Origin of the sequence: Shewanella alkalitolerans (genome assembly GCF_019457575.1) — a bacterium.
Classification (GTDB): Bacteria; Pseudomonadota; Gammaproteobacteria; order Enterobacterales; family Shewanellaceae; genus Shewanella; species Shewanella loihica.
On sequence record NZ_CP080422.1, the window covers coordinates 1,008,290 to 1,035,089 of the forward strand.

The 26,800-nt window shown below is 55.3% G+C and carries 28 protein-coding genes; 14 read left to right on the forward strand and 14 right to left on the reverse strand.

What is annotated here, in order from left to right; all coding sequences use genetic code 11:
* Positions 1–54: 54 nt before the first annotated feature.
* Positions 55–444, forward strand: a complete 390-nt coding sequence (locus K0J45_RS04525) for a DUF3302 domain-containing protein (RefSeq protein WP_220045217.1) — start codon at positions 55–57, stop codon at positions 442–444.
* Between the two features lies 1 nt (position 445).
* The gene (locus tag K0J45_RS04530; protein ID WP_011864695.1) at positions 446–1,582 is read left to right on the forward strand and encodes an HlyD family secretion protein; all 1,137 of its coding nucleotides are present in this window, start codon (positions 446–448) and stop codon (positions 1,580–1,582) included.
* A gap of 130 nt (positions 1,583–1,712) precedes the next feature.
* Here K0J45_RS04530 and K0J45_RS19790 read toward each other — a convergent pair whose 3' ends face one another.
* Positions 1,713–3,026, reverse strand: coding sequence for a methyl-accepting chemotaxis protein (locus K0J45_RS19790; protein WP_220044436.1), 1,314 nt, complete (start codon positions 3,024–3,026; stop codon positions 1,713–1,715).
* 310 nt (positions 3,027–3,336) lie between these two features.
* Here K0J45_RS19790 and K0J45_RS04540 point away from each other — a divergent pair, with 310 nt between their 5' ends.
* On the forward strand, positions 3,337–4,806 hold the full coding sequence (locus tag K0J45_RS04540) for an AAA family ATPase (RefSeq protein ID WP_220044437.1): 1,470 nt from the start codon (positions 3,337–3,339) through the stop codon (positions 4,804–4,806).
* A 12-nt stretch (positions 4,807–4,818) separates the two neighbouring features.
* On the opposite strand, the gene K0J45_RS04545 is transcribed toward K0J45_RS04540, so the two are convergent.
* Positions 4,819–5,358: a DUF4136 domain-containing protein gene (locus tag K0J45_RS04545; protein ID WP_220044438.1), complete on the reverse strand. Its 540-nt coding sequence runs from the start codon at positions 5,356–5,358 to the stop codon at positions 4,819–4,821.
* Positions 5,359–5,549: 191 nt separating this feature from the next.
* On the opposite strand from K0J45_RS04545, the gene K0J45_RS04550 reads away from it, so the two are divergent.
* Positions 5,550–5,822, forward strand: a complete 273-nt coding sequence (locus tag K0J45_RS04550; RefSeq protein ID WP_220044439.1) for a DUF1289 domain-containing protein — start codon at positions 5,550–5,552, stop codon at positions 5,820–5,822.
* A gap of 78 nt (positions 5,823–5,900) precedes the next feature.
* On the opposite strand, the gene K0J45_RS04555 is transcribed toward K0J45_RS04550, so the two are convergent.
* The 5 genes from K0J45_RS04555 to K0J45_RS04575 form a co-directional block, all read right to left on the reverse strand.
* Positions 5,901–7,184, reverse strand: coding sequence for an ATP-binding protein (locus tag K0J45_RS04555; RefSeq protein WP_220044440.1), 1,284 nt, complete (start codon positions 7,182–7,184; stop codon positions 5,901–5,903).
* 10 nt (positions 7,185–7,194) lie between these two features.
* A complete protein-coding gene (locus K0J45_RS04560) occupies positions 7,195–7,908 on the reverse strand; it encodes a response regulator (protein ID WP_011864701.1) in 714 nt (237 codons plus the stop codon).
* On the reverse strand, positions 7,908–8,216 hold the full coding sequence (locus tag K0J45_RS04565) for a DUF3019 domain-containing protein (protein WP_258406173.1): 309 nt from the start codon (positions 8,214–8,216) through the stop codon (positions 7,908–7,910). Before K0J45_RS04565 ends, K0J45_RS04560 begins: the two co-directional genes overlap by 1 nt.
* Before the next feature lie 107 nt (positions 8,217–8,323).
* Complete coding sequence (locus tag K0J45_RS04570; protein ID WP_220044441.1) at positions 8,324–9,205, reverse strand: MipA/OmpV family protein; 882 nt, start codon at positions 9,203–9,205, stop codon at positions 8,324–8,326.
* Between the two features lie 173 nt (positions 9,206–9,378).
* Positions 9,379–10,215, reverse strand: a complete 837-nt coding sequence (locus tag K0J45_RS04575; RefSeq protein WP_011864704.1) for a LysR family transcriptional regulator — start codon at positions 10,213–10,215, stop codon at positions 9,379–9,381.
* 188 nt (positions 10,216–10,403) lie between these two features.
* Between K0J45_RS04575 and K0J45_RS04580 the strand changes: the two genes are divergently transcribed.
* The 5 genes from K0J45_RS04580 to K0J45_RS04600 all read left to right on the forward strand — a co-directional run bounded on the left by K0J45_RS04580 (position 10,404) and on the right by K0J45_RS04600 (position 16,934).
* Positions 10,404–11,579 (forward strand): acyl-CoA dehydrogenase, encoded by a 1,176-nt coding sequence (locus K0J45_RS04580; RefSeq protein WP_220044442.1) that lies wholly within the window; start codon positions 10,404–10,406, stop codon positions 11,577–11,579.
* 108 nt (positions 11,580–11,687) lie between these two features.
* On the forward strand, positions 11,688–13,979 hold the full coding sequence (locus tag K0J45_RS04585) for a thiamine pyrophosphate-dependent enzyme (protein ID WP_220044443.1): 2,292 nt from the start codon (positions 11,688–11,690) through the stop codon (positions 13,977–13,979).
* A 17-nt stretch (positions 13,980–13,996) separates the two neighbouring features.
* Positions 13,997–15,070, forward strand: coding sequence for an ACP S-malonyltransferase (locus tag K0J45_RS04590; protein ID WP_434086959.1), 1,074 nt, complete (start codon positions 13,997–13,999; stop codon positions 15,068–15,070).
* Positions 15,071–15,288: 218 nt separating this feature from the next.
* Positions 15,289–15,810, forward strand: a complete 522-nt coding sequence (locus K0J45_RS04595; protein WP_220044445.1) for a GNAT family N-acetyltransferase — start codon at positions 15,289–15,291, stop codon at positions 15,808–15,810.
* A 557-nt stretch (positions 15,811–16,367) separates the two neighbouring features.
* Entirely contained in the window at positions 16,368–16,934 is a 567-nt protein-coding gene (locus K0J45_RS04600; RefSeq protein ID WP_220044446.1) for an acetate uptake transporter, read from the forward strand.
* Here K0J45_RS04600 and K0J45_RS04605 read toward each other — a convergent pair.
* The 5 genes from K0J45_RS04605 to K0J45_RS04625 form a co-directional block, all read right to left on the reverse strand.
* A complete protein-coding gene (locus tag K0J45_RS04605) occupies positions 16,931–18,115 on the reverse strand; it encodes a response regulator (protein ID WP_220044447.1) in 1,185 nt (394 codons plus the stop codon). The two genes, K0J45_RS04600 and K0J45_RS04605, sit on opposite strands and share 4 nt — an antisense overlap.
* Positions 18,112–18,450: an Hpt domain-containing protein gene (locus K0J45_RS04610; protein ID WP_220044448.1), complete on the reverse strand. Its 339-nt coding sequence runs from the start codon at positions 18,448–18,450 to the stop codon at positions 18,112–18,114. Before K0J45_RS04610 ends, K0J45_RS04605 begins: the two co-directional genes overlap by 4 nt.
* The gene (locus K0J45_RS04615; RefSeq protein ID WP_220044449.1) at positions 18,440–21,199 is read right to left on the reverse strand and encodes an ATP-binding protein; all 2,760 of its coding nucleotides are present in this window, start codon (positions 21,197–21,199) and stop codon (positions 18,440–18,442) included. The genes K0J45_RS04610 and K0J45_RS04615 overlap by 11 nt, the downstream gene beginning before the upstream one ends.
* Before the next feature lie 161 nt (positions 21,200–21,360).
* Complete coding sequence (locus tag K0J45_RS04620) at positions 21,361–22,035, reverse strand: YiaD family glycine zipper/OmpA-like lipoprotein (protein ID WP_011864713.1); 675 nt, start codon at positions 22,033–22,035, stop codon at positions 21,361–21,363.
* A 148-nt stretch (positions 22,036–22,183) separates the two neighbouring features.
* Positions 22,184–22,690, reverse strand: a complete 507-nt coding sequence (locus K0J45_RS04625) for a YcxB family protein (protein ID WP_220044450.1) — start codon at positions 22,688–22,690, stop codon at positions 22,184–22,186.
* A gap of 152 nt (positions 22,691–22,842) precedes the next feature.
* Here K0J45_RS04625 and K0J45_RS04630 point away from each other — a divergent pair, with 152 nt between their 5' ends.
* From K0J45_RS04630 to K0J45_RS04640, 3 genes are all read left to right on the forward strand, one after another.
* Positions 22,843–23,160, forward strand: a complete 318-nt coding sequence (locus K0J45_RS04630; protein WP_011864715.1) for a TehB-like domain-containing protein — start codon at positions 22,843–22,845, stop codon at positions 23,158–23,160.
* 198 nt (positions 23,161–23,358) lie between these two features.
* Positions 23,359–23,643, forward strand: a complete 285-nt coding sequence (locus K0J45_RS04635; RefSeq protein ID WP_258406766.1) for a hypothetical protein — start codon at positions 23,359–23,361, stop codon at positions 23,641–23,643.
* Positions 23,644–23,648: 5 nt separating this feature from the next.
* Positions 23,649–23,897: a hypothetical protein gene (locus K0J45_RS04640; protein WP_220044452.1), complete on the forward strand. Its 249-nt coding sequence runs from the start codon at positions 23,649–23,651 to the stop codon at positions 23,895–23,897.
* Positions 23,898–23,961: 64 nt separating this feature from the next.
* Here K0J45_RS04640 and K0J45_RS04645 read toward each other — a convergent pair whose 3' ends face one another.
* Positions 23,962–24,384, reverse strand: a complete 423-nt coding sequence (locus K0J45_RS04645) for a VOC family protein (protein WP_220044453.1) — start codon at positions 24,382–24,384, stop codon at positions 23,962–23,964.
* A 121-nt stretch (positions 24,385–24,505) separates the two neighbouring features.
* Positions 24,506–25,111: an NAD(P)H-dependent oxidoreductase gene (locus tag K0J45_RS04650; RefSeq protein WP_220044454.1), complete on the reverse strand. Its 606-nt coding sequence runs from the start codon at positions 25,109–25,111 to the stop codon at positions 24,506–24,508.
* 140 nt (positions 25,112–25,251) lie between these two features.
* On the opposite strand from K0J45_RS04650, the gene K0J45_RS04655 reads away from it, so the two are divergent.
* Positions 25,252–25,908 (forward strand): helix-turn-helix transcriptional regulator, encoded by a 657-nt coding sequence (locus K0J45_RS04655; protein ID WP_220044455.1) that lies wholly within the window; start codon positions 25,252–25,254, stop codon positions 25,906–25,908.
* Complete coding sequence (locus K0J45_RS04660) at positions 25,898–26,608, forward strand: pseudouridine synthase (protein ID WP_220044456.1); 711 nt, start codon at positions 25,898–25,900, stop codon at positions 26,606–26,608. Before K0J45_RS04655 ends, K0J45_RS04660 begins: the two co-directional genes overlap by 11 nt.
* Positions 26,609–26,800 lie beyond the last annotated feature (192 nt).

Here is a 26,800-nt window from a genome sequence, read left to right on the forward strand (position 1 = left end):
AATGGGGTGGTGCGCCGCCTGTTAAATGGATTAAATAAGAGTAAGGAGCGAGCCGTGTTTCTGGATTACTTTGCGTTAGGCGTCATCATCTTTGTCGCCGTTTTCCTGTTTTATGGGGTGATCGTCATCCACGATATTCCCTACGAGATAGCCAAGAAGCGTAATCATCCGCAGCAAGATGCCCTGCATGTTGCCGGCTGGGTGAGCCTGTTTACCCTGCATGCCATCTGGCCCTTCCTGTGGATCTGGGCGACCCTGTATCGCGAAGACAGGGGCTGGGGGTTCAACAAGGTGGTCGAGCGCGAGCTGGCGCTGGAAGATGAGGTGAAACAGCTCAATCAGACCGTAGCCCAGCTTGAGCAGCGACTCAGCGCGGTCGAGGGCGGGCAAACGGCCCTGCATGTGGTCGAGACGCCATCCAACGATCAAGAGAAGGAGTCATAAGATGGATCTGCTACTCATTCTGACCTATACCGCCATCTGCATCGCCATCTTTAAGATCTTCAAGATTCCCTTAAACAAATGGACAGTGCCCACGGCGATTCTCGGCGGCATAGTGATCGTCGGCGCCCTGGTGCTCTTGATGAACTACAACCATCCCTATACCCCCTATGCCCGTCAGGTGTTTGCGACCGTGCCCATTAACCCTGCGGTGCGCGGCCTGGTGACCAGTGTCGAGGCGAAACCCAATGTGCCCCTGAAGAAGGGGGATGTGCTGTTTCGTATCGATCCCGCCCCCTTCGAGGCGGTGGTGATGCAGAAGCGCGCGGCACTGGCGGCGGCCGAGCTGGAGGTGCCTCAGCTGGAGGCGGCCTGGCAGACGGCTCAGGCCAGTGTGGAGCGCGCTACGGCGGACAGAGACCGCACCAAGTCGGCGTTCGAGCGTTACGAGAAGGGACGCAAGCGCGGCGGGGCCAATTCGCCCTTCACCGAGCTTGAGCTGGATAACAAGCGTCAACTCTACATGGCCTCAGAGGCGCAGCTCACCGCGGCGCGATCCGAGGAGTTGAGAGTCAGGCTCGCCTATGAATCTAACGTCGATGGCGTCAACACCAAGGTGGCCGGGATTAGGGCCGAGCTGGACAAGGCGCTGTACGATCTCGAGCACACTGTGGTGCGGGCTCCGGCCGATGGCATAGTGACTCAGATGGCACTGCGCCCAGGGGTGATTGCTGTGCCTATGCCGCTGCGCTCTCTGGTGAGTTTTATTCCCGATGAGGATCGCTACTTTGCCGGCGCCTTCTGGCAAAACTCTCTGCTGCGACTCAAGGAGGGAGATGAAGCCGAGATGATCTTAGACGCAGCGCCGGGTCAGGTGTTTAAGGGACGTGTGGCTAAGGTGCTGCCAGCCATGGCCGAGGGCGAGTTTCAGTCTCAGGGGTCGCTCATCTCTTCCATGGCGCTGCTGCCTAGGGGGCGCGCTATCGTCTTGATAGAGCTCGATGATCACGAGGCGAAACGTAATTTCCCTGCTGGGGTCTCGGGTCAGGCGGCCGTCTATACCGAGCATTTCTCCCACGTGGCTGTGATGCGTAAGGTGTTACTGCGGATGCAGGGTTGGTTGAACTACCTGTTCCATTAAGCCTTACTTGCTAGATTATAAATCGTCATTAAAAGGCCCCATGGTGGGCCTTTTGTTTTACTGGTGCTTTGTTTTACTGGAGCTTTGTTTTCTTGGGCTTAGCTGTCTATTCAATGTAAATCATAAGAGATTAGTCTTTGCTGACCAGGCCATTGACGGTATCTGCTACCTGCTGCGCCCCGCGGCGGATCTCGTCGATCAAGGCCTGGGTGGCCGCCAGCTGTTGATTGGAGAGGGAGACCTTCTGCTGAATCGACTGCATCCCCTGCTCAGACACTTGGGTCAGCTCGCTGTTGCGGGCAACGATGCGCTCGATATCCTGGGTGGCATTGGAAGTGTTGGCGGCGAGATTGCGTACCTCGTCGGCGACCACGGCGAAACCGCGTCCCTGTTCGCCGGCGCGGGCCGCCTCGATGGCGGCGTTCAGCGCCAGTAGGTTAGTCTGATCCGCTACCTTGGCGATGGTGTGCACTATCTGGCTGATCTGCTGTGACTGCTGCGCCAGTTCGCCCATCAGCCTTGTGGCATCGGCCACCGCGCCATCGATCTCATTGGCCAGGCTGGTGGCGGCGCTCAGGGTACTCGCCCCCTGGCCGGTGATCTCTACGGTTTCTACGGCGCTTTGGTGCGCGAGTTGTGACGCCTCCTGTACCGCTTGTTGATGCAAGATGCGCGGGGTGATGTCGCTGGCGAGTTTCACTACCCGTACGACCCGGCCTGCATCATCGAACACCGGGTTATAGGTAGCCTCTAACCAGATGGCTTGTCCCTGTCTGGTGATGCGCTCAAACAGGCCGGACTGAAAACGCCCCTTGGCGAGATCGGCCCAGAAGTCGGGGTGCTGGCGCATGAAGGCCTCGGTGCAGAAGAGGCGGTGGTGTTGCCCCTTTAATTGCTCGAGCGAGTAGCCCATTGCGCTACAAAAGTTGGCGTTGGCGTTGATGATCTCCCCTTGCGGGGTAAACTCGATATAAGCAAGAGACTTATTTAAGGCATCGAATATCGCTTCTTGCCGCTCTGCCTGCAGTTTCTCCTGGGTAACGTCGCTGGCGATCTTGACCACTTTGGTGATGCGCCCCGTGTCGTCGGCAACCGGCACATAGGTGGCCTCTATCCAGATTGGTGAGCCATCCTTGTGTTGGCGCTGAAAGGTGCCGTGATTGGCCTCGCCCCTGGCGAGGTTCTGCCAGAAGGTGCGATAGGCGGCGCTGCTTGCCAGTGACGGGCTGCAGAGCAGCCTATGGTGTTGACCCTGTATCTCTTCGAGTCTATAGCCGATGGCGGAGAGAAACTGCTGATTGGCCGATAATATTTTCCCCTCTATGGTGAACTCGATAAAAGGCGCGCTCTGGCGAATCGCCCTAAGCATCTGACTATCGTCACACAGGGCCTGATATTCCTCATCCTGTTGGATTAGCGCTTTTTTTCGATTAAAACCAAACATCTGAACACCTTTGTATTGCGGTACATAGATTAACAAGGAACCAATCGGCAACAAGGGGCTGATAATTATTTTGTTGCCAACCAATTACCTAGGACTATAGCCTGCATTGATACGCTTAGAGACATTTTGCCATGTCGATCTGTCTGTATGCCAGTAACTCCTCTCGGGATCAGTCCGGGGGCGAATTGTGCCATCAGATACCGATGAGATTGAATTTACCCGGCTTGTGGGGTATCAATAGCTGATGCCGTCCCCAGGCCGATTAAGCGAGTATAGCGCCTGGCGACCCACTATTTTTCTAAGGATGATTATGCAAGATATCAGGGATCTCACCGCCGTCCTGCGCTCAAACACCCCCATAGTGGTGATCGAAACCTATGAAGAGTACCGGGTAATCGAGCTGCTAAAGCGGGTGTCGACCATCTTGTATCAGCCGCTATTCACCTGGAGCATCACTCAGGGGCTGACCCGCGCCGATGTGAAGATGGGGACTCAGAAGTTCAACACAGATCCCACGGAGATCCTGGGGCAGATCAAGTCCACCAGTCAGCAGGGGATCTATGTGTTGTGTGACTTTCATCCCTTCGTCGACAACGCCCCCAAGAATGTGCGCCTGCTCAAGGAGATTGCGCTGGAGTATGAGGCGCTGAAACATACCATAGTCCTGGTGAGTCATGCCTTCGACATTCCGCCCGAGATCAAACGCTACTGCGCCCATTTCTCCATCTCGCTGCCGGACACGGCGCAGCTGCAAAATCTCATCTATGAGCAGATAGACAGGGCCCGTGCCGATGGCTTGCTGCAGAGCGTCGATGAAGATGCGGTGCTCAAGCTGGCGGAGAACCTCAGGGGGCTGACCTTCGACGATGCCCGCCGCCTGGCCCACAAGGCGATAGTGGACGACGGAGCGATCACCCACTCGGACGTGGACAGGATCAACCAGGGCAAGTTTAAGCTGCTGGATATGGAGGGGGTATTACAGTTCGAATATGACACCAGCGACTTCTCTCAGGTGGCCGGCCTGCATAACCTCAAGAAATGGCTGTCCCAGCGTAGCCCTGCATCGAGTGCTGAGGGGCGGGTCGATCATCCCAAGGGGATTCTGCTGCTGGGGGTACAGGGCAGCGGCAAGAGCCTGGCGGCCAAGGCGGTGGCGGGCATGTGGCAGCGGCCCCTGCTGCGTCTGGATATGTCGGCGCTATATAACAAGTATATCGGCGAGACAGAGAAGAATCTGCGCAACGCCCTGGCGCTGGCCGACCTCATGGCCCCCTGTGTCTTGTGGATCGACGAGATAGAGAAGGGGCTCAGTAGCGGCAGCAGCGACGATGGCACCTCTAAGCGGATACTCGGCGCGCTACTCACCTGGATGGCCGAGCGTAAATCTGAGGTGTTTCTGGTAGCCACGGCCAACGATATCAGCGCCTTGCCACCCGAGCTGATGCGTAAGGGCAGGATGGATGAGATCTTCTTCGTGGATCTGCCCGACGATAGCGTGCGCCAGGCGATCTTCCTGATCCATCTGCAGCGTCGTCAGCTGGACCCGCTTAACTTTGATCTGGCCAAGCTGTCACAGGCCAGTCAGGGCTTCTCCGGCGCCGAGATAGAGCAGGCGATCATCTCGGCCCGTTACACGGCGCGGGCGCTGGAGCAGAGCGTATCACAGCAGCTGCTGCTGGGTGAGTTGATGAAGACGCGACCCTTGTCCGTGGTGATGCGGGAAAAGCTGGCCGCGCTGCGGGATTGGGCAAAGGGGCGTACGGTCAACGCCCATCAATAGCACCCGGGGAGATTATTGGGCCTTAGGGGGAAACTGAGAGAGAATTTTGTTCACGGTTTCCCGGGTCTCTTTGGCCTTCTTCTCGCCGCCGTCATCGTAGTCAAACTTGTCGCTGCCGCGCCAGATCAGCTTGTTGCTGGCGCTGTCGACGATATCTATCTGGATGATCTGCATCTTGGCGCTGTCGCTACCCAGAGGCACGCCGACGCTGGTGCCCACACCGACGCCGCCAGAGCTGCCCCAGCTGCCAGTGCCTAGGCCGATTGAGAGGCCAGAGCTCTTTGGCTTGTCCACCACCTTAAAGCCATAGGTCACCATAAACTGAGACTGTTCGGCGACCTGGCTGTAGCCGCGCTGTGTCAGGCTGTCGACGATGGCACTATCGATTCGCTCAGTGCTGAGGGGATCGCCGATATTGGCCGGTCTTTGCAGAGTGAAGCGCTTGAGCGAATCAAAATCATATTGGGTATCGTAATCTGTGGTGGGCTTGCTGGCACAGGCGCCCAGTAGCAAGGCGGCGATTGTGAGGATGAGCAGGCGTAGTGAGTTCATAGGGCTTCCTGTGAAATAATCATAAATTCAGCTATCAGCTTATTTATACAAGAGTTTTTAGTGTAGCGATATGAATAAAGTTTAGCCAGTTGTCGAGAATTAGGTTATGTTTTAACTATAGGCTCATTTAGCGTCCCCTTATGTGAGCCCGAATTCAAGATGACATAGATAATTAGGTGCGGCTAGCCCCCATGGAACAGTTAGAGTTTTTCGAGATCCCCAGTCCCTGTATTGGTGTCTGTCAGACAGACGCCAGGGGCTACTGCAAGGGCTGCCTGCGTAGCAGAGACGAGCGCTTCAACTGGCTGAACTTCTCTGACGCCCAGAAAAATGAGGTGATCCGCCTGTGTAAGCAGCGCCATCGCCGTCGTCGCCTGGCACTGTTAAAGGCGAAGAAGACGGCTATCTTGGAGGAGCGCGCCGCCGCGACCCAATCGCTGGACTTCGACGTCGATGCCGAATGAGCTGGGCGGGCGTTAACCCAATGTCGCGTTCGCCCTCATCGACAAACCACTTACTCGTTTAACCCCGCTTCCCGCCTGCTATTTTCTTAGTCTGTTGGTACTCACCCTGGGCCAGCTCAGGGTAAATACCGTGTTGCCAGGCTCGCTGGCCAGCGACACCCGGCCATTGTGTTTGTGCATGATGCGCTTGATGATGGCCAGTCCCAGGCCATGACCCTTGTTGCCGTTCTGCACCACCTTGCTGCGATAGAAGGGCTCGAAGATCTTCTCCTGATCCACGGCGGCGATGCCCGGGCCATCGTCCATCACCTCTAGCTGTACCGATTTGTTGTCCTGACGGATGGCGATAGTGATATGACTCTTTGCGAAACGCTGGGCGTTGATGATCAGGTTTTGCAGCGCCCGCTCGATGAGTGACGGGTCGCCCATCACCTTCAGTTCCGGCGTCTGCTCGTCAAAATAAATGGGAATGCTGTGGCGATTTTGCAGCCGGCTGATGGTCTGTTGGGTGAGCCGGGTCAGCTCACAGCACTCAAATTCCAGGTCCTGCTGCTGAGACTCCAGGCTGGCATAGGTCAGCAGCTCCTGTAGCAGGGTCTCCATCTCTTTGACATCTTGCTGCATCTCGTCGAGAAACGCCTGTCGCTGGGCGGGATCAGAGTCCGGCGCGCAGTATTGGGGCACCAGGGCCAGGGCAAATTTGAGCCGGGCCAAGGGCGTTCTGATCTCGTGGGAGACGGCGTTGGAGAGATGCTTTTGGTTCTCTATCAGGGCGCTGATGTGGCGCGCCATCTCGTTGAAGGTGCTGGCCAGCGGCTGCACCTGAGAGCGGCTGGAGAGTTGAATCTGGGTGTCCCACTTAGCCTGGCCGAATGCCTTGGTCGCCAGGCGCAAGGTCTTGAGATCCCGTGACAGGGGCCAAACCCAGATCAGTGCGACCAGGGCCAGGGAAAGGTAGAAGAAGAGGGTAAACAGGCCGCGTAGCTGCTCCCTGGGATCTATCTCTATGGGGCCGGCCATCAGGATCTGCTGGTCATCCACCTGGATAAAATGCAGCTCGTGTTGTTCATCCGGCGCCGTGACTAGGACGCTGTCGCGCGCGAGTGAGTCGTCCAGGTTGACCGCCACCTGAGCCTTAGGCAGTAGTCTGAGGGGATAGCTTTGTTGGGTGCTAAGCTCGGCGAGAAAAGCCTCGCGCTGGCTCTCTGGCAGCTTGCCGATCAGCTGGGCTAAGGCGATGAGCGGCGCATCCTGCACACCGCTATCGTCGACATTGTTTTGCCAGATGCTGTCTAAGGTCCAGCCTATACCGAGAAAACTGAGGCTCAGTAGCAGGTATAGGCTGATGAAGAGTCGTTTCAACGCAGCTCCGTTAGTTGTTCCAGGCTTCTGGGGCGAACAGATATCCCTGACCCCATACCGTCTTAATTCTAAATGGGGTTTCGATATTGTCACCTAACTTCTTGCGTAGCCGTGAGATACGCACGTCGATCTTCCTGTCCTTACCGTCGAAATCTATGTTGAGCAGGTATTGGTAGATATATTGGCGGCTCAGTACCTGGCCAGCCTGTGAGGCCAGCAGCCAGAGGAGTTCAAACTCATGGCTGGTGAGATCCACCTCGAGATCGCCAAGGCGAATCGCCTGAGTGTGGGGATCTATGCTCAGCTTGCCGAAGCTCAGGCAGTGAGACTCCGCCTGTGGTGGCTTGGCGGTGCGGCGCAGCAGATTGTTGATGCGGGCGATAAGCAGCGCAGGATCCACCGGCTTGACCACATAGTCGTCGGCGCCCAGCTCCAGCCCCTTGATTTGATCTTCGTTGGAACCCAATGCGCTCATCAGCAGGATAGGGCCGGCGAAGTAGTCAGGCAGTTTTTCACAGAGGGTAAGGCCATCCATCCCTGGCAGCATGATATCGAGCAAGATGATATCTGGTTTGTAGTTGATCAGTCGGGTCAATACGGTATCACCGCGACGCTCAACTTCCACGTGCATTCCATGCGACTTTAAATAATCCACAATCAGGTTTGCCAGACGAATATCGTCTTCGACGAGCAAGACTCTATGGGTCGATTGAGATTCTGTCATTAGAATAGACTCCAGGGGTTGCGATAACGACGTCTCACCTGAGGCGCCGAAGTAGGGGTAACTTTTAATTTTACGCCGGCCAAAGTTTGGTGGCTTTCTTTGTCTATCATGACAAATTGAATATCTTTTTGTGTCTCAACCTTCAGGGTGAGTGAATGGGTATTGGGCGAGTCGGCGCACCACTTCTCCAGCTCGTTATGATCCGACATGATGCAAACTACCTGGGGATAGGGGGTCTCCCAGTTCAGTACCAACTCGATTTCACAGCTCTGCTCGACATCGGCCGTGATGCAAAATTGGGGTGACAACGACAAGCTGGCCGTAGACTCTTGGCCCGCGGCATAGGTAATGTTACACAGTAAAATGATGACAAGAGTTGCCTGTATCAGCTTGAAAGTCATTGAAAACACTAACCTTAGAACCTATAGGCAGTGCCGATAAAGTAGGTGTTGGTGTAACTTTCAGTGACGAGTGGACTGGCGGTGATTTCATCGGCCAAGTCGGTATAGCGTACCAGGAAGAGCAACTCCCAGTGCTCACTCATTATGTATTGTGTCGTCAATTCTAATCCTAAATTAGTGCCAGAACCGGCACGGTAGCGTTCACTCCAATAGGTGTTCTCACTTGGACGTACGCCGTAATAGTAGTTGATGATCTCTTCGCTCTTCCAGTTAGCCACTGCGGCGAATTCAAATTTCCAGTCGGTCCATGATAGGTTGTATAGCCACTTCACCTTGGCCTCCATGCCGGAGTGCACGTCGAAAAGATCGTGGGCCAGGGCGAGGTTGATTATACCCATTGGTGTGTAAATAAACGCTTCTGCTCCGCCAAGAAGTGTAAATTTTCTGTCTTCCAGCTCATTAAATACCGGCTCAGGCTCGGCGCCAAAGGCTTGAAAACGCGAGGTAAATGCCGATGGTGTTGAGCTTAGCTGGCTAGTGCCAGAGATAAAGATGTTCGACGGGTCCCAACGGTAGAAGTAGGCGCTGTCGCTGCTGAAGCTGGTGGTCAGGTTGACGCTGAACAGCTCCTCATCCGCCAGGGTGTAGCCCAGATTGCCATTATCGAAAAACCATCTGTCGCCATAGTAGGCCAGGGTAGGTGCAAGGTAGATGGGGATATCGTCGTAGTCGCGAACAGGGTTGCTACGCTCACCATAGCCCAGCGCCAGGCCAAGTTGCCACTGACCAACTTCGACACATTCATCATCCATATGACAAACCTTCTGCTCGTCGGCCTGCACGGCAAAGCAGAGGAGCAAAGGGGTAAGTAGGCTTGTCAGCAGCTTGTTTTTCATGGGTATAGATACACTAAATCGGGTCAAACAGGAGTCTAAGCAAAAGATTACCATTTACGTCATATATGCACAGCGTTTTCGCTGCTGCTGATGCAAAATGATACAGCTTCACGCCTAGTGTTGAGTAAGTTTTGGCGAAGTGTTGCGTGGCGAGTACGCCGCTGTGATCCCTTTTAGCTATAGAGTTTGCTGACTTGTTGTAACTGTTTCTGCTGCTCGGTGCGCTCCCCCTCTCTTTGCATGGCCAGACCGACCGTGCGCCTGAGCTGCAGATCGCCAATCGCCTTATAGATGATGTTGCTCTGTTCCATCAATACCGGCAGGGCGGGCACCAGGGCGATACCGACGCCGGCCGCCACCAAGCCCACGGCATATTCCACCGTCTGGATCCGCGCGCGGATCTGCATCTTTATCCCCTCGAGATCCATCAGCTGCTGCAGATCCGCCAGGGCCTCGCAGGGCGCGCGGTGGATAAAGGGCTGGCCGCTGAGATCCTGCAGGCGGATCTCTTTCTTCAGGGCCAGGCTCATGGTTGAGGGGATCGCCAGTAGGTAGTCGTCATGCCAGATGGGCTGAAATACTTCGTCCGACTTTAGCTGACTGGTGGTGATTATGCGGGCATCGCAGGGCTCGTTGGCCTCGACCAGGGTCAGCTCCATATCATGGCAGGCCTGGCTAAAGTCTTTGAGCAGCATGCTCATGCGCTGCACCCCGAGGGAGTTGATCAGCCCAAGCTTGAAGGGTTGGCGCTGTTCTGGCGTATTAAACAGCGAAGCGATCGCCTTGGACTCGTTTAGCAGCCGCTGGGCCAGGGGATAGAGGCGCTCTGCCGACTCTGTGGGGCTCACCCCTCTGCCGTGGCGCTGAAACAGCTGAGTGTTGAGCTCGTCTTCGAGCTGGCTGATGGCCGAGGAGATAGAGGGCTGGGCGATATAGCACTGCTTGGCGGCGGCGCTGATGGTGCCCTTATCGTAGACGGCGACAAAGTAGCTCAGGGCTCTGAGGTTCATGGCTAGGCTCTTAGGTTGGTGTCGGGACTCATCTTTACGCTTACGTAAGATATATGTAATAACTATGCAAGCTAAACAAAAAGAATATTTTTCCTACGGATAAATTATGCCTATGCTAGTCGAATTAGCAAGTGGTGAATTAGTCACCAGTTGCAACACAACAATAAATGACAGCAAGGAACAGACTCATGGCTCGAGTGAAATTTGATTGGCAAGATCCACTGCAATTCGATGCGTTACTTAGCGAAGATGAACGCATGATCCGCGACATGGTGCACGACTATGCCCAAGAGAAGTTGATGACCCGGGTATTGATGGCCAATCGCAATGAGCATTTCGACCGTGAGATCATGAATGAGCTGGGTGAGCTCGGGCTCCTGGGGGCGACTCTGCCCGAGGCCTATGGCTGCGCCAACGCCAACTATGTCAGTTATGGCCTGGTGGCCCGAGAGATTGAACGGGTCGATAGCGGCTATCGCAGCGCCATGAGCGTGCAGTCTTCGCTGGTGATGCACCCCATCTATGCCTATGGCAGCGAGGCGCAGCGTCAGAAATACCTGCCTAAGCTGGCAACCGGCGAGTGGGTGGGCTGTTTCGGTCTGACCGAGCCGGATGTGGGCTCAGATCCCGGTGGAATGAAGACTCGCGCCGAGCGTATCGACGGCGGCTATCGTCTCAATGGCGCCAAGATGTGGATCACTAACTCGCCTATCGCCGATGTCTTTGTGGTGTGGGCCAAGCTCGACGGCGTGATCCGTGGCTTCATCCTCGAGAAGGGGATGAAGGGGCTGAGCGCACCTAAGATTGAGGGTAAGTTCAGCCTTAGAGCTTCTATCACCGGCGAGATAGTGATGGACAATGTCGAGGTGGGCGAAGAGGCGCTGCTGCCTAACGTCGAGGGACTCAAGGGGCCGTTCGGCTGTCTCAACAAGGCCCGCTACGGCATCGCCTGGGGCGCACTGGGGGCGGCAGAGTTCTGCTGGCACGCGGCGCGTCAATACAGCCTGGACCGTATTCAGTTTAACCGCCCGTTGGCAGCCACTCAGCTGATCCAGAAGAAGCTGGCGGACATGCAGACAGAGATCACCACAGGCCTGTTTGCCTGCCTGCAGGCCGGTCGCCTGATGGATCAGGACGCCTTACCTGTAGAGGCCATCTCACTCATCAAGCGTAACTCCTGCGGTAAGGCGCTGGAGATCGCCCGTACCTCCCGCGACATGCATGGCGGTAACGGCATCAGCGACGAGTTCCATGTGATCCGCCACGTGATGAACCTCGAGGCCGTCAACACCTACGAGGGCACCCATGATATTCATGCGCTCATCCTGGGCCGCGCGCAGACCGGCATTCAGGCCTTCGGGTAATCCTTCTCCTTCAGCTCGGAGCGACGGCGTCGCTCCGCCTTCTCGTCGCAGCGGCCGAGTGAACGCCTGTGGTATAGGCCTAGTTGCGCCCAATTGAGGTAGATCAACTTGGAAGATAGAGCTATCGCCCTCGACAGGCAATTTGTCGAACGTGTATCCCAGCAAGATTTCCTAGAGATAGAGCAGGGCTGGTGCCATACCCGCCTGGGGCTCAGTGATGCCGATTTCGTCGGCATCTTCGAGTCACAGATGAAGAGCCGCCTGCTGGATCTCGAGTCCCGTAAGATGCGCGCCCGCAACCAGGGTTTCTATACCATAGGCAGCTCGGGGCACGAAGGCAACGCCGCCTGCGCCGCGGCGCTGCGCCCGACCGATATGGCATTTCTGCACTATCGCAGCGCGGCCTTCATGATTGAGAGGGCGCGCCAGGTGCCCGGCGAGACCTCCCTGTGGGACATGCTGCTCTCCTTTGCCGCCTCCAGCGAAGACCCTATCTCGGGCGGCCGTCACAAGGTGCTCGGCAGTAAGCGGCTGATGATACCGCCGCAGACCTCCACCATAGCCTCACATCTGCCTAAGGCGGTGGGGGCGGCCCTGAGCATTCCGCTGACGCAAAGGCTAGATATCGACAGCGTCTTGCCCGAGGACAGCCTGGTGTTCTGTAACTTCGGCGACGCCTCGGCCAACCATGCCAGCGCGCAGACGGCGATCAATGCCGCCGGCTGGGCCGCGTACCAGCAGGTGCCGCTGCCGCTGCTGTTTGTCTGTGAAGACAATGGCATAGGTATCTCTACCGCGACCCCAAATGGCTGGATAGCCGCCAACTTTAAAGATCGCGCCGGCATCAAGTATTTCTACTGTGATGGGCGGGATCTGCTGGACTGCTATCGGGTTAGCCGTCAGGCGGCCGAGTATGCCAGGGTCAAGCGAAGGCCCGCCTTCTTACATGTCAGAACCGTGCGCCTGATGGGCCATGCCGGCAGCGACGCCGAAATAGCCTACCTCAGCAAACAGAAGATCTTCGATAACGAGGCTCAGGACCCGCTGCTGCTCAGTGCCAAGCAGATCATCGAAGCCAAGCTGATGACCCCGGACGAGATAGTCAACCAGTATCAGACGCTCAAGGCGCGCATCGCCGCCATCGCCAGGGTGGCGGTTGAGCGGCCAAAACTGAACAGCGCCAAGGCGGCGATGGCGGCGGTGATCCCGCCCGTCAATGACAAGCCGCTGACTCACCATAAGCTGACCGATGAGGCCTTCGCTCAGCTCTTTAGTGCAGACAAAAATTCTCTGGGTAAACCGCTGCACATGGGTAAGCTGATTAACATGACACTCACCGAGTTGATGGCGCGCCAACAGAACATAGTGGTCTGCGGTGAGGATGTGGGCAAGAAGGGCGGTGTCTATCATGTGACCTCGCGCCTGGTGGAGCGTTTCGGCCCCAACCGGGTGATCAATACCCTGTTGGATGAGACCTCTATCTTAGGCCTGGCCATAGGTATGGCCCACAACGGCCTGCTGCCGATTCCTGAGATCCAGTTCCTCGCCTATGTCCACAACGCCGAGGATCAGATCCGCGGCGAGGCGGCGACCCTGCCGTTTTTCTCTAACGGCCAATTTACTAATCCCATGGTGATCCGCATCGCCGGTCTGGGTTATCAGAAGGGCTTCGGCGGCCATTTTCATAACGACAACTCATTGGCTGTGTTTCGCGACATTCCCGGCCTCATACTGGCTTGTCCCTCTAATGGCGCCGATGCCATGGGGATGCTGCGGGAATGCGTGCGGCTGGCCGAGCAGGAGCAGCGACTGGTGATCTTCTTAGAGCCAATTGCACTCTACATGACGCGGGATCTCCATGAGGAGGGAGATGGACTCTGGAGTCATGACTATTGTCCTCAAGAGAAGGCCAAAGCCCTGCCCTATGGAGAGCTGGGGGTCTATGGCAAGGGTAAGACGCTGGCCATTCTCAGTTATGGCAACGGCTACTATCTCAGTCGTCAGGCCGAGCGCGAGCTGTCTGGGCTCGGCATCGACTGTCGGGTGATCGATCTGCGCTATCTCATCCCCCTCAACGAGGAGGCGATCATCGCGGCGGTGAGCGAGTGCGAACACCTGCTGATCGTCGATGAGTGCCGCCGCAGTGGCTCGGTGAGCGAGGCGATAGTGACCTGCGTCCATGAGCGCTTGGGGGATCTCGCGCCGCAGATGGCCAGGCTCACCGCCGAGGACTGTTTTATCCCGCTGGCCGAGGCGGCGACCCTGCCGCTGCCGAGTCGCTCAAAAATTGTTGAGGCCGCCCTGGCCCTGGTTGGTGAGCAGGCCCAGGTTGGCGAGCACGGAGTTGACGATGAGGGCAGTGAAACCATCCAGGATGCGGGAGTGAGACAAGTCTTATGATACAGGAAGCCAAGATGATGAAGAGCGAGCAAGCGGGTAGTGCGACGGGCAAGCTAAGGGCCTTGGTGGTGGCGCCGGGAAGAGGATGCTACAACAAGGAGGAGCTTGGCTATCTCGCCAGACACCATGGCGACAAGTCCGCCTTTATCGAGGCGATCGATGCCTATCGACGCGACCTGGGCCAGCGGCCGATCGCCGACCTCGATGGCCAGAGTAAGTACTCCTTCAAGCTACATACGCCGGGGGAGAATGCCTCGGCCCTCATCTATGCCTGCGCCATGGCCGACTTCATGGATATCGATCGCGAGCGCTTTGAGATAGTGGCGGTGACCGGCAACTCCATGGGCTGGTATATTGCCTTGGCACTGGCTGGCGCCCTGGATGAGCGCGGCGCTATCGAGGTGATCAACACCATGGGCAGCATGATGAGTGATGGCCTGATCGGCGGGCAGATGATCTATCCCGAGATGGATGATAACTGGCGCCGGGACCATGCCAAGACAGCACTGCTGGATAAGGTCATCGATGAGGTGAACCAGGAGGCGGGCTGTGAGCTCTACACCTCTATTCACCTCGGGGGCTATCGCGTGCTGGCGGGTAACGAGGCGGGTCTTACCCAGGCCGAGGCCCGTCTGCCCAAGCTGGAGGATCGCTACCCTATGCGTCTCTATAATCACGGCGCCTTCCACTCACCGCTGCTGCAAGAGATCGCCCGCCGGGGTCAGCAGGCGCTGCCCGCGTCGCTGTTTCATCGGCCTAAGCTGCCCATGGTGGATGGTCGGGGACAGATCTGGGGACGCTTCTCTAGCGACATGGAAAGATTGCACAACTACACATTAGATCATCAGGTGGTGGCGCCCTATGACTTCAGTCAGGCGATGGCGGTTGGAGTGAAGGAGTTTGCCCCTGACTGTGTGATAGTGCTCGGCCCGGGTAACACCTTAGGCGGCCCCGTGGCGCAGACGCTGATCGCCAACCAGTGGTTCGGCTGGCAGCGCAAGCAGGATTTCAGCGAGGCGCAGAAGCAGGCGCCAAAGCTTATCGCCATGGGGAATCCGGCGCAGCGGGCGCTTGCTACGGGTAAGGCCTAGTGTTACGGGTTAGTGTTACGGATTAGTGTTGCGAATTAGTGTTACCGATTAGCGTAAAGGATTAGTGTTGTGGATTAGTGCTAGGGGTAAGTGTTGCGTACTAGTGCTACGGGTTAAATCTATAGCCAGCGGAGCGGCGGCCTTGTTCATACTGTCATTGCTTAGCCTATTGCTACTGTGGCATATTGCCTTCTTTTATAAGGAAATAAAGGACGTTTATGGCAGAGCAAGAGTTTGATTCCCCCCAAGCCCCAGAGATCAGCATACGTCACAGCACAGATGGCGACATAGAGGGAATTTTTGCCCTCTATGGCCAGCGTAGCTGTTATGCCGGCACCCTGCAGCGTCCCTATCCGTCGCTGGCCTTCTGGCAGAAGCGGCTAAAGGATCTGCCGGAGAACTGTTACAGCCTGGTGGCCGTACGCGATGGCAAGATAGTGGGTCAACTCGGCATGGAGGTCTATAGCAATGCCAGGCGCAAGCATGTGGCCAACTTTGGCATGGCGGTATGCGAGTCGGCCCGCGGGCAGGGGATTGGCAGTGCCTTGCTGGGAGCCATGATAGATCTGGCGACCAACTGGCTGGCGGTGCGGCGCATCGAGCTCGAGGTCTATACCGACAACGAGGCCGCCGTCGCCCTCTATAAATCCCATGGATTCGAGATAGAAGGCGAGGCCAAAGATTACGCCTTTCGGGATGGCGGCTATGTGAATGCTTTCCTGATGGCAAGATGTTGCTAAGCCCTTTAAAAAACTTGGCTAAGAGCTTTGGCGCTCGCCAGGCACTTAAGCCTGGTACTAATGCCAAGCATTTAAGCCAAGCACCTAAAATGAGCGCCAAAATTAGCTTTTGATTGAGGCGCAAAACTGATCTAGATCAGCAGATGGTTAACTAAGCCCTTCTGCTGATTTTTTTGTGGGTTGAATCACGACAAATGGAGAAGTGAGAGGCTCATCTTGTCTAGCCCGCTTTTCATTAGCATCTGATGTTTATCCGGGAGCGGCCCGAAACTCACTTTGTGATGAACCTCTTGAAACCTCGTTTTTTGCGATATTGGTATCACGCGGTCTGCTGTCCTTGTTTATCTTAATGAATTCATTAGCGATTTTTCTTGCCTGTCAATGTCCCTTCTCGACAGCCTTTAGTTATCATGTTGTTTTATATTGATTTTAATTATGGCGTTTTGGCCATTTGGCCTGGCATTGTGAAGCCCTTAAGACTTCTCTAGAATCCGCCGCGATTTTGACCGCGCCACGGGGGCGCATCATTCACTGCGAGCGATAACGAGGGGAATTAAATGTCGACAAAATTGGCCAATCCAGCGCCTCTGGGTCTGATGGGATTTGGTATGACGACCGTGCTATTGAACATACACAACGCGGGCTTCTTTGCCATCGATGCCATGATCTTGGCGATGGGGATCTTCTACGGTGGTCTGGGCCAGGTGCTGGTGGGCATGATGTGCTTTAAACGGGGAGATACCTTCGGCACTACGGCATTTACCTCCTATGGCCTGTTCTGGTTTACCTTAGTGGGGCTAATCATGCTGCCTAAGCTTGGCCTCGCCCCTGCCAGTCCGAGTCACTTCATGGGCTGGTACTTAAGCCTCTGGGGCCTGTTTACCGCCTTCATGTTTGTCGGTTCTTTGCGTTATCCACGCGCCAAGCAGGTGGTGTTCGGTTCCTTGACGATACTCTTCTTCCTGCTTGCGGCTCGTGACTTCACGGGTAGCGAGTTGATCGGGATGATCGCCGGGTTCGAAGGGATCTTCTGCGGCGCCAGCGCCATCTACTTCGCCATGGCTCAGGTGCTTAACCAGGAGTATGGCCGGGTGATCCTGCCCATTGGTGAGGTTAAGGCTTAGCCATATTCGATGGCGGTCTTGACCGCCTGAAGGATCTCGGTGCGATTGGAGGGCTTAAGAATATAGCCCTTCAGTCCCACCTGGGCCCAACGCTTGATCAGCTCACGGTTGTTGTTGCTGGTCAGCGCCACCACGGGAATATCCTTGCCGTCATTATCTGCCTTGAGCTGTTTGGTGGTGTTGATGCCATCCAGATGAGGCATGTAGAGATCCATCAGGATCAGGGCGTAATCGTTACCCTTGATCATCTTGAGGGCCGTAAGACCGTCGCAGGCCTGCTCGGTATCATACTCATCCTGCTCAAGCACCTTGACTATCATCTCCCGGTAGATCTGATTATCCTCGACCACCAAGATCTTCTTCTTGGGGGGCTTGGCCTCATGTTCATCCAGCAGCGAACTGACCAGGGCCTGGGTGGGGATCTTGGCTTGCTGTTTGGCGATCACCTGCTGCTTAATGTCTTTGATCTCGCTATGGCGACTGGTGAGCTGCGCCAGGATGAGATCCAGGCCATCTTTGATCTCCAGCTCCAGCTGAGTCAGTAGGGGCTCGATATGCTGTTTGGCCAGCGACTTGACCAGCGCCTTGTCGTGACTCATGCCCTCACTGCCATGGGGAAGCTGCTCGGTCGACTGTTCGACTGACGCCTTGCAGGAGTCGACCGAATCCAGTAGTTGGCGCTTACACTGGCTGCTGAGTTCGATGAGCGAGGCGAGGTTGGTATCGATGCACTCCAGCTGGTCGTCATCCAGACCGGCATAGTGATCATCCCCCTGGCTCTGCCTCAGTCCGTTGTGGACTATCATCTTGAGGCGAAACTTCTCATACAGGGGCAGGTAGACGAAGTAGTTGTCGAACACGCCCTTGATGCAGCTGCGAAAGGCCAGGGCGGACTCCTTGTTCTTGCACAGTACTATGGCGTAATGCCTGTAGGCGATCTGCTGGTTTTTAAGGAGCTTGGTATAGAGTTCTATGCTGAGCTTCACCGAGCTCATGGCAAAGAGGATCACAGAAGGCTTATGCTCTTTTATCTGCTCGCCCACTAGCCGGGTCACGGGTACGGTACGATATTCGTCGACCTGCTCGGCAATGATATTGGCGGCGCCCGAGATATCCTCCTCCTTCTCATAGAGCATGATCACTTCGGGGTGGCGACAGGCAACGCTGGGTTTTCGAGTCATGAGTTGATCACCTCTATCAGGGACTGCAGGGCATTTTTGAGCTGGATGATGAGCTGCTTGCACTGGGGCATATCTTCCCCCAGGGCGGCATATTCCAGTTGTTGCAGCTTGTCGGCAACCTCTTCGGCGCCGATCGCCTTGGCAGAGGTCTTGAGAAAGTGCGCCCCCTGCTTGAGGCCGGCAAATTCACGGTTGTTGTAGTGGGTGGCCAACTCGCGCAGGCTGGTGCGGGCCTGGGCGACGAAGTCCTGCTTAAACTGGGCGATGAGCCCGGGATCATTGCCGATGAGATCACGCATGATCTTAGGGTTGAGGATCTGGGGACTATTCTTCATGGCGATACCATTTCTGGATGACCTTCTTCAGGTCTCTAAGCTGCACAGGTTTACTGACAAAGTCGTTCATGCCCGAGCGGTAGCAGTCATCTAGCTCGGTGGCCATGGCGGCCCCTGTGATGGCCACTATGGGCACAGATTTTCGTTGGGTGCTGTTCTCTATCTGGCGGATCTGTTTAGACATGTCATAGCCGTCTAGGTTGGGCATGTGGCAGTCGGTAAGGATTAGCTTATAGTCTGCCGACTGCCAGAGGTGCACCCCGGCCAGACCATCTTCGGCGAGGTTGCAGCGATAGCCGAGCATGTCGAGCTGTTTAAGAATCAGCTTCTGATTTAACGGGTTATCTTCGACCACCAGTATGTCGGCATCTCCCTTAAGCCCTGGCATTGGCTCCTGCGTCAGTGGGTCGCAGAGATCCAGCTCCATCTCGTCGAGGTCGATGGCAAGGCCTTTGTCTAGGCGTTTGTGCACCGCCTTGAGCAGCAAGGCCTTGGAAAGCAGGTAGCTGTCCAGGCTGTCTATCTGGGGAATCGTCTGTGTCAGCGCCTTGCGTTGATGTTGGGGCAGGGCGACAAGCCAGTTGCTGTGGCCCTTTGGACTCGCCGCCTGGTTGGCGAGAAAGTGCAGCTCGTCAGCCTCGCCTGTGGCGAGAATGATCACCAGAGGCAGAGCCAGGGTATCGATACCCAGTTGCTCGGCCTGGTAGCATTTGACCCTGCCCCCCTTGTCGGTCAAACACTGTTTTATCCAGTCAAGTGTGGCCTGGGACTGGCCCAGGTTCACCACGCCTATGGTGTGTTCGCTAAGCTCCTGGGTCTGTTCATGGTGATGGGCGCGCCAGAAGGGAAGCTCGACACAGAACTGCGCCCCCTGGCCAAGTTCGCTTTTAAGGCTGATGCTGCCGCCCATCAGGTTGGTGAGCTTGCCGCAGATAGCCAGGCCCAGGCCCGTGCCGCCATAGTTGCGCGTGGTCGAGCGCTGGGCTTGCACGAAGGGGGTAAACAGACGTTTCTGGGTCGCCTTGTCTATGCCTATGCCATTGTCTGTCACGGTAAAGCGTACCCGGGTCACTATGTCATTCTGCTCACCTACCGTGATGCTCAGCGACACACAGCCGGTCTGCTCCTGTGTGCTGTGGGTGAATTTCATCGCGTTGCTGAGTAGGTTACTGAGGATCTGCCGCACCTTGACGATATCTCCCTCGACCCAGTCGGGCAGCTCCAGAGCTTCCTGTACGGCAAAGCGTAACCCCTGACGGCTGGCCACCGGCGAGAAGCTCTTGATCAGGTCGGCGATCACCCCGGCGAGGTGGAAGTCTTGCTGCTCCAGCTGCATCTTGCCCGACTCTATTTTGTTGATGTCGAGGATGTCGTTGAGGATATAGATGAGATTATTGGCCGAGGTCGACGCCGTCTCGATAAGATCTCTTTCCTCGCCCGACTTGTCGGCCAGGGAGAGCAGCTCCAGTGCGCCGATCACCGCGTTCATCGGCGTGCGCAGTTCGTGGCTGATCATAGAGAGAAACTCACTCTTGGCCTGGCTGGCGATTTCGGCCCGCTCCTTGGCAAGCTGCAATTCTGTGGTGCGCTGCTTTACCCGGCTCTCGAGTGAGCGGTAGCTCTCCTGCAGCGCCAGGCGCGCCTGGTAGATGGGGGTTTGATCGATACAGATACCATCGATACGGCTGTTTTGTTGGTTCTGCCCCTGGCTCACCTTACCCTTGGCCAGTATGTAGATGATCTCCTGGTTGGGCAGAATGGCGCGATACTCCTGATGAAATGGATTGCCGTTGGCCAGTGAGTCTTCCACCGCGGCCATGACGGCGGGGAAGTCTTCCGGGTGGATCCGCTCGGCCCACTTCTCCAGCACGCCAATATCTTCGATGTTGAGGCAAAACATCTCGTTGGCCCTCTGATCCCACTGCCAGATCCACTGTCCCTGTTCATCTATCTGTGCCCGCCAGTTGCCTATGTTACCGGCCTCGAGCGCCAGCTTCTTCGACTCGTTGGCCTCGTTGAGGGCATCTAGCATCGCCTTGGACTCTGTCTGATCTTTGATGAGGCCGAGCAGCTTAAAGTGGCCATTTTCCAGATAGATATGCTCGGCGAAAAGCTCGTACACCCTGGCGACATCGTTTGAGTCGATGCGAAAACGAAACGCTAGTTTATGTTTTCCCGAGGGCGAGGGGGCGAGAAAGGGGTCAAACTTATGGCGATCTTTCACCGTGACCATCTGCTGTAGACTCTGCCAGCTTAGGGGACTGTGATGGTTAAGTTGCAGCAACTCCTTCACCCGGTTGGAGAAACGTGTCTCGCCCGTGGCGGAGTCATAGTGCCAGATGCCGATATCGGCGGAGCAGAGAAAGGCCTCGAAGCGCTTGAGGTATACCTGATTGATGTTGGGGTCGTCGCGTTGGGGGACAAACAGCAGCAGGTAGCGATTATTGCTTAGCGCTTGGGGAAACACCTGATACCAAGGCATCCTGGATTGGCGGTGTAGACGCACATCGAGCGATTGCCTATCTGCTAAGGCAAGTGCCAAGACATGAGTGATGGCCTCAAGCAGTGAGTCGTTTGAGTCGGTCTGATTAAGTGTGAGTAGCTGCTCGAGTGGGCGTTTGATGATGGCTTTATGGTTGAGCTCAAACAGCGCACACAAGGCGTTGTTGGCCTCAATAATGAGCCCTTGCTTGTCGCAGATAAGCTGCGCAAACGGCGAGTCGTCTATGCTATTCCCTGCTGGCGCCATGGCATCCACATCCTTGTTATCCCTTGAGAATAAGTCTAGACCTATGAAGCCAATTTAGGGGAGGCGATTTGTGAATCTTTTTTGCGGGAGAGGGGTTAAAGCGTGTCCCTCAAGCGATAGGGCGCGAGGGACACGATAGGATTAGGTGGTTAACCTGGTGCTTAGCCTTGTGACATTGGGCTTAGCACGATCTCGACACGGCGGTTTTGCGCGCGGCCTTGCTGGGTCGAGTTGTCGGCGATTGGACGAGACTCACCCATGCCCACAGAGCTGATGCGCTGGCTCTTGATTTCACGAGACATCAGGTAGTTGGCAACTTCTGCCGCACGAACTTGAGACAGACGCAGGTTGTATGACTCGCTGCCAGAGCTATCGGTGAAGCCCATGACATTCAGCATGGTTTCATCGTACTCCTTGGCGACCAGGGCTACGCTGTCCAGCACGTTCTTGGCACGGCTGCTCAGCACAGATTGATCGACACCGAAGGTCACTTCGTTTGGCATGTTAAGGATGATGTTGTCGCCGTTACGGGTTACGCTCACGCCAGTCGATTGTAGCTGCTTACGTAGCTCGGCTTCCTGCACGTCCATGTAATAGCCGATACCACCACCAACGGCTGCGCCCGAGGCGGCACCGATCAGTGCGCCCTTACCCCGGTCGCTCTTGCTTGAAGAGGCCACACCGATAGCTGCACCGGCGATGGCACCTATGATGGCGCCGTTAGTCGCCTTGGCGTTCTGGCTTTCGTTGGTATAAGGATTAGTTGTCTGACAAGCCGAAATAAATAGTGTCGAACCGGCCAAGATTGCCGCGACGAGTTTCTGGTTACTGATCATCGTTACTCCATTATCAGGTTTGCCTTAGGGCGGAGATCGTCCTTAGGGCTTGTTGTTATGTGCGCTATTGTCGCATTTTGTTTGCATAATAACAAAGCGAGGCACTTTTGCCTGAATCTATACAAAGTTTAATAAAACTGCGGCGAATTTAGCCCTGTTTGGCGCCCTTGCCGCGTATAAACTGGCAGCAGGCTTCATCGAGAAAACGTTTGGAAAGGTAGTGTTTCTGGCCGCCTGCTAGCAGCAGAAAGCCTGCGCTGGTCTCCTGTATGTCGTCGATACCGTCCCAGCTAAGCTGCTGTTTAACGTAGAGGGATTCGATACTGATCCCTTGTTCGTTCAGGGTGAGGTTGGCCTCGTTGCCGGCGGCCTTGCTCATCATCTGGCGGGTCAGATACCAGGGGCGTTTAAACTTGATACTTAATCCCTCCAATACGCCGAGGGCGATAATAAACCAGGAGGCGTAGGCGTTAACGCCGGTCAACAATAGCGCCAGGCCGATCAGCAGAAAGCCGAGCGCCTTAGTGTATTCGGCGCGGGGAGCGGGCTGAGTCACAGAGGCATCGAAGCATTCAGCATAGTAGGCTCTGTCCAGGGTAAAGTGGGTGCTGTAGCTAAACGAAGCGTTTGATTGAGAGTGAAATGAAGCTGTCATACAAGTAGAGATAGCTGAATTTGGGACACAGTGTAATCTCTTGTGAGTGAAGTGCAATCTCGCCGTGAGCTTGTCTTAGATCTTTGGTTAAATTTAGACTAAGTTTAGCTTTCTGAACGTCGGCAATCGGCCTTGAAAATGGGAGCCTCAAGATGTCATTTGTGCCTAAAGGATATGTGAAGTGCAAGAAGACACCTGTGTTTAGCGAGCAGGATATGCCCGCCATCTATCGTGAGCGGCATTTTACCCGGCCCGGCGTGTATGAGCAGATCCATGTGATCCAGGGGGAGCTGATGTTTTTCGGTTACCTAGATAAGTTGGGCGAGGTCAATCGCGAGGTACGTCTAGGGGCCAATGAGACGGCGATTTCTCATCCCGGCTACTGGCACAGCATCAAGCCGCTTACACCAGATACCCGTTTCGAAATTCATTTCTTCATCAAACCCGAGGGGCCGGTAGAGCAGGCCTAGCCGAAACATTTTTTGCCTTCACCTATCCAATAACCTTAGTGACGAACTAGCTAGAGTGGTGAGCTGGTTAAGGTGTTGATTTGGTTAAGTTTTGGCCTGAGGTGAATAAGAGGTGAATATAAGAAGTGAATAAAAGTTAACCTGACTTTCCCTCGGCCAGGCTTTAGAGTTCAATAAAGCCTTTAGCTAAGAAAGCTGATGAAGACCTCCCCAGACTCTACCCACAAGTCTCAGGCGCCTATGGAAAACTTGGCAAAGACTAAGCCAGGTAAGCTAGTGCATACAAGTGCCGAGACATCTAAGACAGCGAAGACAGTCAAAACGCCTGCTAGCGCCTCCTTGTTGCAAGACTTGGCCGAGATGGACACAGGTTTCGCCCTGCTGCAATCCATGGCACGCTCCAAGACGCTCACCATTATGGTGATCATCTTTCTGCTCGCAGGCGCGGGTTTTGCGTTGTTTCTTAGCAAGATGGCGGGGTAATACTCATGTTAGCGGCTAGTCTCACCGAACTCTTTATCTGGTTTATCTGGGAGATCTTACTCTCGTTTATTCTCTATACCACGGGCGCCGTGGTGATTGGGCTAGTGACCTTTGGCCGGGTGCAGAAGCCCTTGTATTGGCCTGCCTTGTTTCATCAAGAGAAACGCCTGGCGAAAAACGATTTTTACGCCGTCTATATGGCAGGCTTTTTCTTCTATCTCTTGCTGTTTACCCTGCTGGTCTATCTGGGATAGGCCCGGATATCAAAGACAGATAGATCTATCCCCTCGTATTTTTGCTAATGCTTCGCGGCCGCTATCAAGTGTCGTAGCGGTTACGCTGCTCTGGCAGGTCACTGAGATACTGCACAAACTCCACTTCATAGCCGTTAGGGTCGATAAAGTAGACGTTGCGGCGGAACGGATCCTCCAGCCCCGTTTTGTCCACCTCGAAGCCCGCCTTACCGAGTCTGGCGATCACGCCATCGAGATCTTGAGTCACGAAGGCAAAGTGAGCCAGGCCGACCTGATGTCCGCTTAAGTCACGGTTTTCGCCTTCGCCATCATCGTTGAAGGCCAGGTATTGATAGTCATCGCCGAAGTGAACCCAGTTGCGTGGCTTGCCATACCAGGTTCCCTGACCGCCGCCACGTACCGACCAATGGGGGAAGGCGGCACGGTAGAAATTAAGGGCCGTTTCTATGTCGGTGACGACGAGATTTATGTGTTCTAAATGGATCATGATGCAATTCCTTCTCTGCTGGCTTGGTGTTATTCCGTTAATACGCTCAATCTAGTGCCTATCTGGGGCTAGCGCATGACTTGGGGCTGGCGCATGACTTGGAGTGAGCACTTAGGCGGCACTACATGCCGTATACATATTCCTGTTGTTTGGGGTAAGGCTGATCCCTGTGGCGCTGGCGTATGGCGCCGAGGGCATCTGCATACTGGCCGAGCATATGTAGGCTGTAGTCGATGCGCGCTCTTAACCCTTGCTCTCTGGCATCTATCTCACCCTCTCCCAGTACCTGCTCCACGTTACGAATGATCAGATGATCGGGAATGGGCACCAGCTTGTTGTTCTTCAAGGCATTCATCTTTAACTCGGCGATAGGGTAGGCGCCGCTGATGCCGCTGGTAACCGCGACCAAGAGGGCGGGCTTGTGGGCCGTGTCCTGGTTGTCACACAGTAGCAGGAAGTTTTTCAACATGGGTGAGGCCATGCCGCCCCATTCTGGGGTGATCAGAACCAGAGCGTCGGCTTGCTTTACCAGCGGGCTTATCTTTTGCCAGTCGCTCGCCTTAAGCGCTGCGCCGTCTCTGTCGCCATCCCAGAAGGGTAGGTCGTAGCGGCACAGCTCAATATGTTGTATCTCACTGAATTGCTTGGCATGTTCGCTAAGGTAGCCGGCGACTCTGGCGCTCTGAGAACCTGGACGTTGACTGGCACTGACGATAAGAAGTTTCATTATGTAAACCTTTTTGTTTATTTAATGTTTTATACACTAATTGCTTTATTTAATTTTGTAAAGACTAAAGTAAATAAAAAAGTTTACTTAATCTCTGGATCAGTAATAATGGGCCCATAGAAGTCCAGAGGAGACGGCGGGTGAGTAAGAAGACCAGCGACAAGATCATCGACCATATCAAGATCCACGGCCCCAGTACCGCCAAGGTATTGGCCGAGCTGTTTGCGTTGACCACCATGGGGGTCAGGCAACATCTGCAGGCCTTGGAAGAGGAGGGGATCTTGAGTTTCGAAGACAGAAAGGCGAGTCGCGGTCGTCCAACCCGTTACTGGGGGCTTACCGAGAAGAGCTACAAGCTGTTCCCCGATCGACACGACGATCTCACCAGTCAACTGATCGACTCGGTGCGGGTAGTCTTTGGTGACCAGGGGCTGGATCAATTGATAGATCACCGAGAGCAGGCGAGTCGGCGTTTGTATCAGGAGGCGCTGTCGCAAGCGACGGGTCTGGCGGATAAGTTAGCCGCGCTGGCCAAGCTCAGGACCCAGGAGGGGTATGTCGCCTCGGTCGAGGAGCAAGATGGCGTCTTTTGGCTGCTGGAAAATCACTGCCCCATCTGCGCCGCGGCGAGTCGCTGCGCTAACTTCTGCCGCTCAGAGTTGCAGCTGTTTCAAGAACTGTTTAGCGAACTGGCGAGCATCAGCCGCGAGGAGCATATCATTGTGGGCGCCAGACGCTGCGCCTATAAGCTGGTGCCGCTCGCATCTCACGCACCGGTACACCAAGATGTCCGCTAAACGCGCCAGGCTGGATCGCTTTATCAGTCAGCATTGTCAGATCCCGCGCAAGCAGGTGCGTCTCATCCTGGCAAAGGGCCGGGTGAGTGTCGACGGTCAGGTGGTGCGAGATGCAGACTGTCAGATAGATCAGTTCTCTCAAGTGATGCTAGATGGCTTGGCGCTGAGACAGGAGCAGCCCATCTATCTCATGCTGCATAAGCCGGTTGGTGTGGTGAGCGCGACCAAGGACGATGAGCACAAGACGGTGATGGATCTCTTGCCCAACTATCAGGACAAGGGGCTGCATATCGTTGGGCGGCTGGATCTCAACACCTCGGGTTTGCTGCTACTTACCAACGACAGCCGCTGGTCGAAGCGTATCATGTCGCCGGAGCATAAGGTGGCCAAGCAGTATCTGGTCACCCTCAAGGCTCCCCTCACCCAGGCCTATGTGAAGGCCTTTGCCGAGGGCTTTTACTTTGCTTTTGAGAATATTACCACTCAGCCGGCCTTGCTTGAGATCCTTGAACCCCATCTGGCCAGGGTCACCCTGCATGAGGGGCGCTACCATCAAATCAAGCGCATGTTTGGCCGTTTTCGCAATCAGGTGATGGCGCTGCACAGGCTCTCCGTGGGTAAGCTAATCCTGGATGAAACCTTGGCTGTAGGGGAGTATCGTCCGCTGACGCCACTGGAGGTGGCTAGCATATTCGGCTAAAAGCCAGCCATGCTCAATACAAGATTTTGGGTTTGCCGCTTCACCTAGCACTAATTTCTGGGTTCAACAAGCCAAGTGCAAATGTGTGACTAATGGCTATATCGTTTGATGCAAATCATGTGTTATAAATATTAGATTACTAATATAAACAATAGTATCGATGAGCAATCAAACACTTAAGAAAATCAGCGA